A 14,456-nucleotide genomic window follows, 5' to 3' on the forward strand; every position below is an offset into this window, starting at 1 on the left:
CTGGCGCTGTTAGCAGAGGCAATCTGGCTCAGGCGTCGACCAGCCGGAGTGCCTGTGCCCGTTCGCGGGCTTCCTTCTGCACCGCGTCCTGTACCTTCTCGAAGGCACGGACCTCGATCTGGCGGACGCGTTCGCGGCTGATGTCGAACTCGGCCGATAGTTCTTCCAGCGTCACCGGCTCATCCGCCAGACGCCGAGCCTCGAAAATCCGCCGTTCACGGTCGTTCAAAACGCCCATGGCTTTCGCCAGCATGCGGCGGCGCGTCTCAAGCTCGTCCTGCTCGATCAGAGTGTCTTCCTGGCTGTCGTGGTCGTCGACGAGCCAATCCTGCCACTGGCCGGACTCACCTTCCGTTGCACGAATTGGCGCATTCAGGGAGGCATCGCCGGATAGGCGCCGGTTCATCGAGATGACTTCTTCCTCGGAAACCTTGAGCTTGGTGGCGATCTCGGTCACCTGGTCGGGCCGCAGGTCGCCTTCCTCGATCGCCTGAATCTTACCCTTCATGCGACGCAGATTGAAGAACAGGCGCTTTTGGTTGGCGGTGGTGCCCATTTTGACGAGAGACCACGAGCGGAGGATGTATTCCTGGATAGAGGCCTTGATCCACCACATCGCATAGGTCGCCAGGCGGAAGCCCCGCTCGGGATCGAACTTCTTGACGGCCTGCATCAGGCCGACATTGCCTTCGGAAACGACTTCGCCGATCGGCAGCCCATAACCGCGATAACCCATGGCGATCTTCGCCACGAGGCGCAAATGGCTGGTCACCAGTTGATGAGCGGCGTCACGATCCCCATGTTCCTGATAACGCTTGGCGAGCATGTATTCCTGCTGCGGCTCCAGCATCGGGAACTTGCGGATTTCGTCGAGATAACGGTTCAAACCGCCTTCGCCGGCGGTAATGGTAGGCAATGAACTGCGGGCCATAGAGCACCCCCTTTTCTGGTGGCTCCCCTCCATCTCGGGGCGAGCCTGATCTCCGTGGATTTCCAAAACCCCACAGAAACCCGATTGAGAGATAAGTGCGGCATGATGGTGATTCAAGCGATCACCAGCATGTAACAGCATTACAAATCGGTAAGCTTCGCGGGCGAACGCGACCTCGTTTGACAGGGTCAACGTTCGTTGATGAACGTCTTATACGCTGGAACGCCGGGAATTACTTCCCCGACACATTTCAACACACTGTTCCAAAAACGCGAAAAATAGCAGCTCGTTCCCGCTTCAACCGTATTATACCGCACAATCGAGCGCAGGCCACCGTTCAACTGTTCCGCAGGGCCTCGACAATCGCCTGCATGTCTGCCGGCAGAGGCGCTTCGAAGCTCATGATCTCCCCGGTGGAGGGGTGTTCGAAGACGAGGAGGTAGGCATGCAGGGCCTGACGGTGAAAGCGGTTGACGAGGCGCTTTGCCGGCTCGGGCAGCAGGTTGGCCTTGGTCTTGAACGCCGCGCCATAATCCGGGTCGCCGACGACGGGATGGCCTATGTGAGCCATGTGGACGCGGATCTGGTGCGTCCGACCCGTCTCCAAGCGGCACTCCACCAACGAGGCGAGGCAGGTTGCATCAGGCTTTTCGCCGAAACGTTCAAGCACCTCGTAATGCGTGATCGCCTCGCGAGCATCGATGCTGTCTTCGCGCTTGACGGCCCGTTTGGTACGATCACCGGCGCGTCCCAGAGGAGCGTCTATCGTTCCCTGCAACGCGCGCGGTCTGCCCCAGACGACGGCAAGGTAGGCACGCTCCAGCGGACCGGTGCGGCCATGGTCGGCGAACTGGTCGGCAAGATGACGATGCGCGGCATCGTTCTTTGCAACGACCATGACGCCGGACGTGTCCTTGTCGAGACGGTGGACGATTCCCGGACGCTTCACGCCGCCAATGCCTGAGAGGCTGTCGCCGCAATGGTAGATCAAGGCGTTCACGAGCGTGCCCGTCCAGTTGCCGGCGGCTGGATGGACGACGAGACCGGGTGGCTTGACGACAACGATCAGATCGGAGTCCTCGTAAAGCACCTCGATCGGTATGTTTTCGCCCTTCGGTTCCGGATCCTGCGGTTCGGGCATGAGCAACTCGACGCGGTCGCCCGGCCGTACCTTCTTATTGGGTTCGGTGATGGCCGTTCCGTTGATGAAGACCGCGCCCTGCTCGATCAGCGCCTTGACGCGATTACGAGACATCTCTCCGCCCAGTTCGGCCGCGATCCACGCATCGACCCGGCCTTCCGCCGTCTCGTCGGCGATCAGGGCTTTCCTTGTGGTCTCGCCTTCTTTAAAGGGGTCGTTCATTCCGTCATCCCGTGTGCGACGTTGCCGGTGAGGGCAGGGCTGCGGTGCAATTGGCACAGACGGCCGCCTTCGACAATCGCAAGACGCGCCGGATGACCGTTTTTCTTCGCACAACGCCTTGTTCGCGAGAAAAAGCAAAAAGATCACGAGTCACAGGAGCAGCGACGAACGCCATGGCGAATTACGAGCCCGAAGAGCAGGAAGACGAGAAGCCTCTTGACCCGGCGATGGAAAACGTCCGGCGCAAGATGGTAAAACTGCAGCTCGTTTCGGGCGGCATCATGTTCCTGATGTTTCTGGCGGTGTTGGCTGCGATTGTCTACAAGGTGACCCGGTCCGAGGATCCCCGTCCCCAGGTCGCCACTCAGGGCCTCGCTATCCCATCCGACCAACCGATTGCCGCGGCCGCGCTGTTACCGGCCGGTTTCACCGTCCTCTCAGTCGATCTGTCCGGCAGCCAGATCCTCTTCTACGGCACCACGGCTGACGGCACCCGGAAGGCCCTTGTCTTCGACCTCACGGTCGGCCGTATCATTGCCGACGTGACCGTGACCGGTAACTGAGAGCCACAATGCTCGAACGCAGGCTCGTGACGATCGAGAGCCCGGACGACCCGAGGATCGCGGAGTTCCGCGACATTCGGGAGCGCGACCTGACGGGGCGCCAAGGCCGTTTCATCGCCGAGGGCACGGTCGTCCTGCGCGTACTGGCGCGCGCCCATTCGGCGGGTTCGGGCGTGCGAGCGGAAAAACTGCTTCTGCTTCGCAGCCGCGTCGGCGGACTTGGCGATCTGATCGCCGCATTTCCGGAGGACATTCCGGTCTACGTGGCCGAGGCGGACGTTCTGGATGCCATAGCGGGTTTCCATCTGCATCGAGGCGTTCTGGCTCTGGGATCGCGCGAGACCGCGCCGAGCGTCACCGAGTTCGTGGCAAGCCTTCCCTCGGCGTCACTGATCGTGGCAGCCTGCGGCATCTCCAACCATGACAATATCGGCGCGATGTTTCGCAATGCCGCCGCTTTCGGCGCTGAAGGCGTGCTGCTCGACGAAACCTGCTGCGATCCGCTCTATCGCAAGGCCCTCAGGGTGTCTGTGGGATCGGTGCTGTCGGTCCCTTATTGTCGTGGGGGAACGGCCGAGGCCACTCTTGATGCGTTGGCCGATGGCGGTTTTGACATATGGGCCCTTTCTCCCTCCGGGCAGGTGGAGATCAGGCAGATAGAGCGATCGCAACGGATCGCGCTGGTGCTTGGAACAGAAGGGGAGGGGTTGCCGGAGAGAATTCTGTCCCGCTTCCGCACGGCGCGCATCTCACAGTCGCCGTCGCTGGACAGTCTCAACGTCGGAACGTCGAGCGGGATCGCTCTCTATACGATCGCCGCCAAGCTGGGACGGATCTAACGCGTCAGTGTTTCTCCTCAATACCATTTCTGAGCACCCGGGCTCGTTCCCCAAGATTGGTGCGCTTGCCGCTGTCTTTCAAACTTGCACCTCCGGGAAGGAGGTCGCCGATTGGCGAGGTGCGGCCTTCCTTCAGCGAAGTCAGTACGATCATACGGGCGGCGAGATCGGAAATTTCCTCGCGTAACGCATCATCATTTTCTGAGCCCTTCGACTTCAGAAGCCGGTCCGTCAGCGCCTCCTGGCGCAAGGTCAGTTCTTCGGCCATCCGGTCAAGATCGATGGTTGGCGCGGCAGGGGGCTGGCGGCGGCTGGCAATATCGATGCGCGGTTCCTCCGGAGGATCGCTGAAATCACCCTCAGCAGCCGTGGGAATAAGGATCTTCGCGCTTCGCAGCGCCCGGGTGGCCGCGCGTGCCGCAGCGTTGGCGGCTTTGAGCTTCTCACGCATGCTCGATAGTTCGTTGGCGCGGCGCTCCAGCTGGGCATCCTTGTCGGCGTTTTCGGCGATCTGCCGGGTGAGCCGGTCGTCGATGCGTAACCGCGTGTGCTCTTCCTGGATCAGCCGTTGTTCGGCTTCCTTCGCACGCTGGCCGGCAAGTTTTGCCTCGCGACGAAGGTCTTCCCGCTCGTCGCGCAGCGACTGGACGCGCTGTTTGAGGTTTTCGATCTCCGCCTCGCGTGCGGCGCTTTCTATCTTGAGGGTATCGATCTCGTAGGCGAGCTTTTGGAGGCGGCCAAGCATCTGCTCGATCTCGATATCCTTCGCAGCCGAGGCCTCCTCCAGTCGGCGGACCATTTCCGACAGGCTCAGGGCATCGTTTTCATAGCGACGGGCGTCCGAGCGTAGCTGTCCCGCCGTGACCTCCATCTCTTCGAGCGAAATCCGCATCTCCTCATGATCGGCAAGAAGCCGGCTCGCTTCCTTGGCCAGTTCGTCGTTCTGAACCTGAAGGGCCATTGCCTTTTCGCGCTCGCGGACCAGCTCCTGCATCGTCTTGGCGTTTTCGGCCGCATAGACCGCACGCGCCATATCCTTCTGCGCCCGGATTTCCTGCGGACTCAACGGCACGGTCGCGCGCAGGCGATTTTCGGTGAAGCGGACGATGCGGCGGTGCACGGCCGGCGCGACCAGCATGACGATAAGGGCCGTCGTCAGGACACCCAGACCAAACAAGAGAGCGTATTCAATCACGTTTCGTGGTTCCTCAGCGAGCCGTTGCGACACGCATCATTAACCACGAGGCTTGCGCGGAACAAGGTTTGCGCGTTCGACGCGCAAATCGTTCAGAATGGGTTCCAAGTCGGCGCCTGGGTGAGCTTCAGATAACCAACGTTGACGCCAAGGCGCGCGCCGATACCGGTGCGGATCGGAACGAGAACGACGTTGCCGTTCTTCAGCGCTGTCATCCCGACGCCGGCGACGACGTAAGCGGAGCCGCTGACGCCGCCGAACCTGGTATAGAGGCTGTCAACGCTCGGCAGGTTGTAGACCAGCATCATAGCGCGAGTGCCGTTGCCGCCATAGTCTATGCCGAGCGACGGGCCTTGCCAGAAGACTTCGTGCTGGCCGGCGTTCTTGGTGTAGAGATTGCCTTCGCCATAGGTTAGGCCGGCGATGAAGGCGCCGGAGCCCTCTTGTCCGAGAATATAGCCATTCGGCAGGCCATACTGGCCGAAGGCCTGCTCGATTACCTTGGCCAAAGCGCCACTGGTCGAGCCGAAGAAGCCGTGACCGGCATCAACGATCTCCTGCATGGTATACTGGCTACTGTCGGCCGAAGCGGGACGCGTTGCGCCGAGTGACAGCGCGATGGTCATGACGGTCAGCGCGATCGCCCGCACGAATGCGGTCACAGGACGTCTGGCGGGGCTCATCGTTTCCTCCGTAATTGTGCATGCTCGGGCGGAACCCGTTACCCTTGGCGCATTTTGCGTCGAGGGTCTTAACAATCGGTTTACCAAATATGGTGTCATTATGGCCGCAGAGGAATCGGATGTCCGAGCGGCCACCGTGTGCCGCTCCGCCTGTGGTGCGGCGATTCCGTTTCTTAGGAGAACCCGATGCCAAAGAACCCTATTCTCACGCTTGCCGGTCCCGACCTTGCAGCGCTTCTGTGCAGCCGGGTATGCCACGACGTTATTTCTCCGGTCGGAGCCATCAACAACGGTCTCGAGCTTCTCGATGAGGGCGGGGCTGATGCCGACGCGATGGAACTGATTCGGGCGAGCGCGCTCAACGCGTCGGTCCGGCTGAAGTTCGCGCGGCTGGCCTTCGGTGCGTCCGGCTCGGTCGGCGCCTCCATCGACACCGGAGAGGCGGAAAAGGCGGCGCGCGATTTCGTCGAAGCCGAAAAGAAGGCTCAGATTTCGTGGAGCGGTCCGCGGGCCATCATCGCGAAGAACAGGGTCAAGTTGCTGCTCAACTTGTTTCTGGTGGCATACAGCGCCATTCCGCGCGGCGGCGAGATGGAGATCTCGCTCGAAAACCCGGAATATGATGCGCGGTTCACGATCGCCGTAAAAGGGCGCCTGATGCGTGTGCCGCAGAAGTTTGCCGAGATCCTCTCGGGTCGCGCAGAGGAAGCGATTGACGCCCACTCCATCCAGCCTTACTACACGGTGCTGCTGGCCGAGGAATGCGGGATGGAGATCAAGTATGTCTCGTCCGACGAGCAAATCGCCTTCATTGCGGAAATGGCGGCCTGACACGCCTGGTCCTGTTAGGTCAACTTCCCGAAACGGGACGGTCCACGGTAACCGTTTCTTAGCCGCACCACGTTAGATTGTTTCTCTGGTCGCCCCCGACTTGGCGGACGAGAGGAGTTTTCCATGCAGCGTTTGATGATCGCGGACAGTTCGGACATCGTCCGCAAGGTCGGCAAGAGAATCCTGTCGGAAATCGGCTTTCTCATTTCCGAAGCTGCGACGGCGCGCGAAGCGTTGCGCCTTTGCGAACGAGAACTCCCGAACTTTCTGATCGTCGATGCAGGGCTTGAAGGCGCGCTTGATCTGATCACGAATATCCGCGCCCTGCCGGACGGCAAGAGCGTGACGATCTATTACTGCGTGATCGAGGCCGACCTCAAGACGATGATGCTGGGCAAGCGGGCGGGGGCCAACGAGTTCCTGCTGAAGCCTTTCGATCGCAAGATCCTCACGAAGATATTCACCGACAAGGCCATCGCCGCCTGACAATCCTGAGCTGGTCGCGGCGCAGCGGCCTTTCCATCCATTCGAGCGCTGAACACAAAAAAACCTGCCGCGAGGCAGGTTTTTTGATGGTCTATCGAGCAAGGCTCAAGCGGTTTCCATGTACTCCGAGCCATCCGGCTCGCGCAGCACATAGCCACGACCCCAGACGGTTTCGATGTAGTTGGCGCCGCCGGCAGCGTTGGCAAGTTTCTTGCGCAGCTTGCAGATGAAGACGTCGATGATCTTCAACTCCGGCTCATCCATACCGCCATAGAGGTGGTTCAGGAACATTTCCTTGGTAAGCGTGGTACCCTTGCGGAGCGAGAGGAGCTCCAGCATCTGGTATTCCTTACCAGTTAGGTGAACGCGCTGGCCCCCGACTTCAACCGTCTTCGCATCGAGGTTCACGATGAGTTCACCGGTGATGATGATCGATTGTGCGTGGCCCTTGGAGCGGCGGACGATCGCGTGAATGCGGGCGACGAGCTCGTCCTTGTGGAAGGGTTTGGTCATGTAGTCATCGGCGCCGAAGCCAAGACCGCGTACCTTGTCCTCGATGCCTGCCATGCCCGACAGGATCAGGATGGGCGTCTTAACCTTGGACAGACGCAGCGTACGAAGCACTTCGTAGCCGGACATGTCGGGCAGGTTCAGGTCGAGCAGGATGATGTCGTAGTCGTACAGTTTGCCGAGGTCGACACCTTCTTCACCCAAGTCGGTGGTGTAGACGTTAAAGCTTTCCGATTTGAGCATCAGTTCGATGCTCTGCGCCGTGGCGCTGTCGTCCTCAATGAGAAGAACCCGCATAATTATCCCCTTAACCGCCGCCGAAAGGTCGAGATGGTCCCCACGCGCTTCGGATCCAGTCGTTGCCTGATTTGAAGGCTGCCACCAAATGGTTAACAAATTCTGATTCCCTCTGGCAAGGTGTACGGAATTTATTAAGCAAGGTTTGCAGACTCCTGATTTTTCGCGTCTTTCCGGCATCGCCAAGTTTGAATCAGTTTGTGAGAAACTCCCGCTAACCGATTCATTCGACTCGTCATTGTCGAGGCACCCTTTTTGGGATGCGGCATTTACTGACCCTTAAAAGATCACCGTTATCATTAACGATGCCCGTAAACGAAAGGTTACCAGCGGTAGCTTTTTATTAACGTCGCCGAACTTTTTTAGGATTCGATTCGCAAACGACAGCGTCTCGGCGGGCAGTAAACGAGTTGGCGGGGGTCTCGCATCAACGGAGTATTGCGTATGAAGTCGCGTGAGAGCCTAGTGCGCCTGAAAGGTTTTCAGGTCACCGAGAAACGTCGCCAGTTGCAGCAATTGCAATTGATGATGTCTGAATTCGATCGGATGTCGAAGGAACTGGAAAGCCAGATCTCCATCGAGGAGAAGAAGTCGGGCATTTCCGATCCCGGTCATTTTGCCTATCCAACCTTCGCAAAGGCTGCCCGGCAGCGTGCCGATAATCTCCAGAACTCGATCCGGGAACTGAAGGTTCAGCAGGAAGCTGCGGAACTGGCGCTGGAAGAGGCCGAAGCGGAATATGCGAAGGCAACCGCTCTGGAGGAGCGGGACGGTCAGCAGCGCGCACGCGCCTGACCGGGAAAGGCTAGAGCGGAATGAAGAGGGAAGCTGCGCTGCAAGAGGCGCGGCTTCCCTCTTCATGTTTGCGCGTTACGCTGAAATGACGTCGCGCCATTCGGGATGCCGCTCCACCTGGCTTCGGAAGAATGGACATAGCGGCACGATCTTCCAGCCGCCAAGTCGGGCGGCCTCGACCGCGTGGGCCGCCAGCTTCTGACCGATCCCCTGTCCGCGCATCGCATCCGGAACCTCGGTGTGGTCGACGATGATCAGGCTCGGGGAAGCCCTGGAATAGGTAAGTTTCGCCGTCTCATCGCCAACTACCATGGTGTAGGCGCCACCGCTGTGGCCTTCCTGGTGCGTGATCGTCATCGTATCCTCTCAATTTGACCTTGGTCTCTTCCTGACACGCTCATATAGGCTAAAAGGGCATTCAACCCCAGGGATGAAGCGCGGGAGGACACTTGCGATGATCTGGCTACGGGCGACATTGCTGGTGGCGGCACCCTTCTGTCTTGCTCTTGGCTTCACCTTGCCACTTCTTCGCCTGGAGACGTTCTATGTCGTCAGCCGCACGCCGTCGCTCATCGAAATCGTCGGGTCGCTGTGGTCGGGAGGAGACTACGGACTTGCGTCTCTCGTGGCCGTCCTCTCCATGGTCCTGCCCACATTGAAGCTGATGTTGCTGGCTGCGGAGGCCATCGGGCAACGCGCCTCGCCGGACAAGTCAGGGTACTGGCAGCGCCTCCTGCCTCATCTCGCCCGCTGGTCCATGATGGATGTGATGCTCGTCGCGATCGTGATCTTCGCCGCAAAAAGCAGCGGCCTGGCGAGTGCTTTCACTCAGCCAGGCCTCTGGTTTTTCGCGGTCTCTGCAATGATCGCGGGCGTGTTGCCCGCAGTTCTTAAAAGCGGAATGAATAAAGCAGATGTTTAATGGCGATACTGCTGAATTCTTGTGGTGCGCAGGCCGGGAAGGCCATGATCGTTGATGGAGCTCTGCCAGGAGAGGAATTCCTCGACCGTAAGCGTATAGCGTTCGCACGCTTCCTCAAGGCTGAGCAGGCCGCCTCTGACGGCGGCGACGACTTCCGCCTTTCGGCGAATGACCCAACGGCGCGTATCCGGCGGCGGCAGGTCGGCGATTGTGAGCGGGCTGCCATCGGGGCCGATGACATACTTCACTCGGGGGCGTATCATTTCGGTCATTGGACTCTCTACACATACTCAAGACCACAGGCGCTCATCCTAACCATGCACCTTTAAAATTTGGCTAAGCAGCCTGTAACGATTTGATAAGTATTTAAGCAAAGTGATTCACCGGATCTTGAGAGGAATGATTCACGTCGATCTGCTGCCGTTGCGTAAACTTGCGGCAGTTGCATAGGAGTTATGCCTAATTTGAATTATTTTAATGTATGATTTCGTGTAGAAGGCACACCAACGTTACGGTGCATGCCATGCGTGCATACGAGCCGACCTCCAACCCGCTGACCCGTCGACACGGTTCCGTCATCCGGAACGCTCGCCGTCGTAAAACCGTTAGCAAGGTCGAGACTAGAAGCAGCCTGCACACTCAGTCCAATGTCGGAATCGTTCCGACGATGAGGAATTTATGTACCGAGCCGTAGACACAGGTCATGCAGACCATGCAGTGGATGCCAGTTCCGATTTACGGGACGACGCCGGAAATGATGCAGTTGCGCGCCGTCTGATGGCACTGGGCAAGGCGCACGGTATGCCGTTTTTTCTGGTGGCAAGCTTTCCCAAGGCGGATAAGCCCGAATTCCTCGCCAATCTGATCAGCTGCAACTGGCCTGCATCGCTGCGCGATATCTATCATTCGACCGATGCCTTCGGTTTCAGCAAGCTGGTGGGTCGCCTGCGGCAAGGTGTGAGACCGTTCTTCACGCGCGAATGCCTTTTTTCGACGGCATTGAACTCGGAATCGGATGCAGACCAGAAGCGTCTGTTCGAGAGCCAGGGCCTTGTCTCCAGCATCGCGTTCTCGTTACACGACGCTCATCTCAATCACTACATCTTCGTCTTCTCGGGGACGCGAGACTCTCTTCCGCAGGAAGACGTCGCTAAGCTCTATTTCGGAGCACTGGAACTGCTGGATCTCGGCCTTACACGCGCGCCGCAGGACGGTCCTCGGGAGAAGTTGTCCGCACGCGAACTGGAGTGCCTTCGCTGGTCGGCCGCGGGCAAAAGCAGCGAGGAGATCGCCGTTATCCTGAACATCTCTGGACATACGGTCATCAGCTATCTGAAGAGCGCGATGCGAAAGCTTGACTCGGTCAACAGGATGCAGGCGGTCGCTCGAGCTTGTCGATTCCGCCTGTTGTGATCCGATTAGTCGTCGATGGAGGGTAGGCTCAGAAGCCGCTGCCGCCGCGTATTTCCGACATGACGGTGCCGACGAGGATTTTGATGTCCAGCCAAATCGAGAAGTTTTCGATGTAATAGAGATCGCAGGCGATACGGGCACGGGCCTTGGCCGGACGATCCGTCGGGCCACGCAAACCGCGCATCTGCGCCAGTCCCGTTATGCCGGGCCGCATGGCGTGACGGCGGTGATATTCCGGAACAAGGCTTTCATAGGGCATGCCCGCAGCAAGCATGCCGATAGCATGGCAGCGCGGGCCGACCAGCGACATATCGCCCATCAGCACATTGAACAGTTGCGGCAGTTCGTCGATGTTGGTCTTGCGCAGGATGGCGCCCATTCGTGTTACGCGCGGATCGTTTTTCACCGTCTGCGCGACCCCGGTCGTGTCGCAGAGGTCGGTTCGCATGGAGCGGAACTTGTAGACCCTGATTGTCTTGCATCCCTTGCCCCAGCGGTGCTGCCTGAACAGAACCGGACCGGGACTGTCGAGCTTGATCAGAAGCGCGACCGTCAGGAAAAACGGCAGCAACAGCAGAAGAGCGAGACCGGACACGAATATGTCGAGCGATCGCTTCAAGGCGTAATGCACCGCCACCTGGCGATTGTCATCGCGACCGTTGAACGAGGCCGCTTCGATGTACGCCATGGGAGCAGACATTGCTGCGGGGCGTGCGGTATCCGAATCCTGGATTTGCGCAATACTCACGGTTTTCGCCTCGTTCATTCATGATGGTTGCGCCAAGACACCCTGGTTGAATAAATCACCTTTTCGGCAAAGTCATTCGCAAAATTAACGGTTGGTTAACTTAACCAAGTCCCGTTGCAAGACGGTCACGGCATTTCCGGCCGTCCTGCAAAGTTTGTCCTATTTGTGGCGGTGAATATTTCTCGACTGATCGTATTTTAATCTATTGAAGACTAAAAACGATGCATTTGTCGAAAATTTAACAATTGTATGACGGTTTTTTGGGCTTTGGATTTAACCGTCTTTTCTGTCCGCTATTCATATTAGGTAAACCTCAAGGCCTAGGTTTTCCGGGGAAAAATCGATCGTCGATGCGCCCGAAAATCCGAGGGTGAGACTGTCTCCGGTCACCAGTTGCGCCAGGCAGTTGACGCAATTTTGGTCGTTTGCCTGTCCCGTCAGCGAGGCTAGCGCGATCGACTCGTTTCGCAGAACCGTTACGTGATGACCAGAGGACGCGCTCGTCCGGAGCCGCAGATTTATCGCATAGAAGCCGTCGGCAGGCACAATGAGTCGATTGCCCATACCGCTCCCCGGCGCTGCTGAACCGAGCGTGAAGCCACCTTGGCTAAACAAAACCGTGTCGAAGCCGATCTGCGAATCGCTTGGTGGAGCATAGGCGCCGATAGACAGTGTTGCCGATACCAACGGACGGTTCGGCTGGTCGACCACCCCTGCCGGTGAGACGTCCATAGCGGTAAACCAGTTGGTGCCGTCCGGACTGACCTTGAGGGCAAGCCGGCTGTTTCCAGCCAGACCGATCTCCGCATGGCCGAGCCAATCCGTCTGGAAAACGACAGCCGCCGTGTCTGCCGACGCCTGCCTGTTGATTGTCAGTCGATGATCAGAGCCAGCGTGGTTGAAGAGTGTCGCCGGTGCCGAGACACAAAGCCGGTTCGTGTTGTCCGCCGTCGCATTGATCCCGAGCGTGCCGACGCTTGCGTGCGACGGCAGGACAATCGATTGCCACTGGCCCTCCGCAAAGATTTTCATGTCGTGGTCACCGAGGAAGTACGCCCTCCAGCCTTCCCTGGGGGAGAGAAAAAGCCACCCGCCGTCCTGCCGGACGGCAATCTTTCCGTCCTTGCCGGACCAGGGTCCGCCGGCCCCTGCGGAGACGATAAAGCAGTCGCCATCGGCTGCGTCTTCCGGTGGGTCGACGAGATCGTCGACCAGAACGAGCTGAGTTATGGCGTCCAGACGCGTCAGCGCGTCGTTATGGGTGATATGTTTCTGCGCCTGTGCTGGCCTGAGGTAGGGCAGGTCGAGGTTCGGTGTGGTCTCGCGCATCGTTGGTCTCCTTCTAACGGCCGGACATTTCCGGATCACGTGCCGATGATTGTCGCTTGCCGACGGAAAAGGGGGACGCGGAGGACGAGGAAAAAATATGGTTCTTTGATAATTAAGGGCGTATCTCCCCGCCTCTTTTGTGGCGCTTGACTATCGACTGTAGGTCTGTGTCGCGTGTGCATTCCCGGCATCTCACCCGATGTCCCAAAATGCACGATTGACGTCCCGCATGGACTTGCTCTTTGGCGCGGCTGTGCGAATGTGGCCGCCACATATCCACAGGACCAACAGATGCGTTACTCCGCCCTCTCCATCGTCAGGGAAGCGTTCTCAGGCAACAGGAACTGGAAGCCGGCCTGGCGTGAACCCGAGCCGAAGCCGCATTACGACGTTATCATTGTCGGTGGCGGCGGCCATGGACTTGCGACCGCCTACTATCTCGCCAAGGAATTCGGCGTCACGAATGTCGCGGTGATCGAGAAGGGATATCTCGGCTCAGGCAATGTCGGCCGCAACACCACGATCATCCGCTCTAACTACATGCTGGAAGGCAACGAGCCGTTCTACGAGCTGTCGATGACGCTGTGGGAAGGGCTGGAGCAGGACTTCAACTTCAACGCGATGGTCAGCCAGCGCGGCATCGTCAACCTGTTCCACTCCGACGGCCAGCGCGATTCGTATGCGCGGCGCGGCAATGCGATGAAGATCCACGGCGTCGACGCGGAACTGCTCGACCGCGAGCAGGTTCGCAAGATGATGCCGTATCTGAATTTCGAGCATGCGCGCTTCCCGATCCTGGGTGGCCTCCACCAGAAGCGCGCCGGCACCGCCCGGCACGACGCTGTCGCCTGGGGTTATGCGCGCGGCGCTGACAGTCGCGGCGTCGATCTTATCCAGCATTGCGAGGTGACAGGCATTCGCCGGGAAGTCGATGGTCACGTGCTTGGCGTGGAGACGACCAAAGGCTTCATCGGCTGCGGCAAGCTGGCGCTGGCAACCGCTGGCAATACCTCGTTGACCGGACAGATGGCAGGCCTCGAACTACCGATCGAGTCGCATGTCCTGCAGGCTTTCGTCTCCGAAGGCGTCAAGCCGGTTATCGATAACGTTATCACCTATGGTGCCGGACACTTCTATATCTCGCAGTCGGACAAGGGTGGTTTGGTGTTCGGTGCGGACATCGATTATTATTCCTCCTATGCCCAGCGCGGCAATCTTGCGACCGTCGAGCATACGATCGAGGAAGGCGTGTCGTTGATCCCGGGCCTTTCCCGGCTGCGCGTTCTGCGCGCCTGGGGCGGGGTCATGGACATGTCGATGGACGGCTCGCCGATTATCGACAAGACACCGATCGACAATCTCTACCTGAACTGCGGCTGGTGTTACGGCGGCTTCAAGGCGACGCCCGCTTCGGGCTTCTGCTTTGCGCACCTGATTGCCCGCAACGAGCCACATCATGTCGCACGCCTCCTGCGCCTTGATCGCTTCCGTCGCGGTTTTGCTGTCGACGAGGGCGGCAAGGGCCCGCAACCCAATCTTCATTGAGACATC

The 14,456-nt window shown here is 59.0% G+C and carries 17 protein-coding genes; 8 read left to right on the forward strand and 9 right to left on the reverse strand.

The genetic code is table 11. From position 1 onward, the window contains the following. Nucleotides 1-28 precede the first annotated feature (28 nt). Nucleotides 29-931, reverse strand: a complete 903-nt coding sequence (gene rpoH, locus J5J10_RS03630; protein ID WP_211928875.1) for an RNA polymerase sigma factor RpoH — start codon at nt 929-931, stop codon at nt 29-31. A gap of 337 nt (nt 932-1,268) precedes the next feature. Beyond that, nucleotides 1,269-2,294 carry an RluA family pseudouridine synthase gene (locus J5J10_RS03635; RefSeq protein ID WP_208553916.1) on the reverse strand — a complete coding sequence of 342 codons (1,026 nt, stop codon included), beginning with the start codon at nt 2,292-2,294 and terminating at the stop codon, nt 1,269-1,271. A gap of 173 nt (nt 2,295-2,467) precedes the next feature. Here J5J10_RS03635 and J5J10_RS03640 point away from each other — a divergent pair, with 173 nt between their 5' ends. Together J5J10_RS03640 and J5J10_RS03645 are read left to right on the forward strand one after the other, a co-directional pair. Continuing rightward, a complete protein-coding gene (locus tag J5J10_RS03640) occupies nt 2,468-2,857 on the forward strand; it encodes a hypothetical protein (protein ID WP_211928876.1) in 390 nt (129 codons plus the stop codon). 8 nt (nt 2,858-2,865) lie between these two features. After that, a complete protein-coding gene (locus J5J10_RS03645; protein ID WP_211928877.1) occupies nt 2,866-3,696 on the forward strand; it encodes an RNA methyltransferase in 831 nt (276 codons plus the stop codon). 4 nt (nt 3,697-3,700) lie between these two features. Here J5J10_RS03645 and J5J10_RS03650 read toward each other — a convergent pair whose 3' ends face one another. After that, nucleotides 3,701-4,891 (reverse strand): hypothetical protein, encoded by a 1,191-nt coding sequence (locus tag J5J10_RS03650; RefSeq protein ID WP_211928878.1) that lies wholly within the window; start codon nt 4,889-4,891, stop codon nt 3,701-3,703. A 92-nt stretch (nt 4,892-4,983) separates the two neighbouring features. Further along, complete coding sequence (locus J5J10_RS03655) at nt 4,984-5,517, reverse strand: EipA family protein (protein WP_246746052.1); 534 nt, start codon at nt 5,515-5,517, stop codon at nt 4,984-4,986. Between the two features lie 243 nt (nt 5,518-5,760). Between J5J10_RS03655 and J5J10_RS03660 the strand changes: the two genes are divergently transcribed. Both J5J10_RS03660 and J5J10_RS03665 read left to right on the forward strand, forming a co-directional pair. Further along, on the forward strand, nt 5,761-6,405 hold the full coding sequence (locus J5J10_RS03660; protein ID WP_211928879.1) for a histidine phosphotransferase ChpT: 645 nt from the start codon (nt 5,761-5,763) through the stop codon (nt 6,403-6,405). Nucleotides 6,406-6,528: 123 nt separating this feature from the next. After that, nucleotides 6,529-6,891: a response regulator gene (locus tag J5J10_RS03665; protein ID WP_208553922.1), complete on the forward strand. Its 363-nt coding sequence runs from the start codon at nt 6,529-6,531 to the stop codon at nt 6,889-6,891. 105 nt (nt 6,892-6,996) lie between these two features. Here J5J10_RS03665 and ctrA read toward each other — a convergent pair whose 3' ends face one another. After that, a complete protein-coding gene (ctrA, locus tag J5J10_RS03670) occupies nt 6,997-7,698 on the reverse strand; it encodes a response regulator transcription factor CtrA (RefSeq protein WP_099058674.1) in 702 nt (233 codons plus the stop codon). 444 nt (nt 7,699-8,142) lie between these two features. On the opposite strand from ctrA, the gene J5J10_RS03675 reads away from it, so the two are divergent. Beyond that, a complete protein-coding gene (locus tag J5J10_RS03675; protein WP_208553923.1) occupies nt 8,143-8,493 on the forward strand; it encodes a flagellar export protein FliJ in 351 nt (116 codons plus the stop codon). A 75-nt stretch (nt 8,494-8,568) separates the two neighbouring features. Here the strand turns inward: J5J10_RS03675 and J5J10_RS03680 are convergent, their stop codons facing one another. Further along, nucleotides 8,569-8,850, reverse strand: a complete 282-nt coding sequence (locus J5J10_RS03680) for a GNAT family N-acetyltransferase (protein WP_211928880.1) — start codon at nt 8,848-8,850, stop codon at nt 8,569-8,571. A 97-nt stretch (nt 8,851-8,947) separates the two neighbouring features. Between J5J10_RS03680 and J5J10_RS03685 the strand changes: the two genes are divergently transcribed. Further along, nucleotides 8,948-9,415: a paraquat-inducible protein A gene (locus J5J10_RS03685; RefSeq protein WP_249116666.1), complete on the forward strand. Its 468-nt coding sequence runs from the start codon at nt 8,948-8,950 to the stop codon at nt 9,413-9,415. On the opposite strand, the gene J5J10_RS03690 is transcribed toward J5J10_RS03685, so the two are convergent. Continuing rightward, nucleotides 9,412-9,687, reverse strand: a complete 276-nt coding sequence (locus J5J10_RS03690; RefSeq protein ID WP_208553925.1) for a DUF1153 domain-containing protein — start codon at nt 9,685-9,687, stop codon at nt 9,412-9,414. The two genes, J5J10_RS03685 and J5J10_RS03690, sit on opposite strands and share 4 nt — an antisense overlap. Nucleotides 9,688-10,093: 406 nt before the next feature. Here J5J10_RS03690 and J5J10_RS03695 point away from each other — a divergent pair, with 406 nt between their 5' ends. Beyond that, nucleotides 10,094-10,828, forward strand: a complete 735-nt coding sequence (locus tag J5J10_RS03695; protein WP_211928881.1) for a helix-turn-helix transcriptional regulator — start codon at nt 10,094-10,096, stop codon at nt 10,826-10,828. Between the two features lie 28 nt (nt 10,829-10,856). On the opposite strand, the gene J5J10_RS03700 is transcribed toward J5J10_RS03695, so the two are convergent. Both J5J10_RS03700 and J5J10_RS03705 read right to left on the reverse strand, forming a co-directional pair. Next, complete coding sequence (locus J5J10_RS03700; protein WP_348646496.1) at nt 10,857-11,576, reverse strand: sugar transferase; 720 nt, start codon at nt 11,574-11,576, stop codon at nt 10,857-10,859. Between the two features lie 297 nt (nt 11,577-11,873). Further along, complete coding sequence (locus J5J10_RS03705; protein ID WP_211928882.1) at nt 11,874-12,905, reverse strand: DUF2793 domain-containing protein; 1,032 nt, start codon at nt 12,903-12,905, stop codon at nt 11,874-11,876. 291 nt (nt 12,906-13,196) lie between these two features. Between J5J10_RS03705 and J5J10_RS03710 the strand changes: the two genes are divergently transcribed. After that, nucleotides 13,197-14,450, forward strand: a complete 1,254-nt coding sequence (locus J5J10_RS03710; protein WP_211928883.1) for a sarcosine oxidase subunit beta family protein — start codon at nt 13,197-13,199, stop codon at nt 14,448-14,450. The last annotated feature ends 6 nt before the right edge of the window (nt 14,451-14,456 follow it).

This window comes from Ciceribacter sp. L1K23 (genome assembly GCF_018122705.1).
Lineage (GTDB): Bacteria > Pseudomonadota > Alphaproteobacteria > Rhizobiales > Rhizobiaceae > Allorhizobium.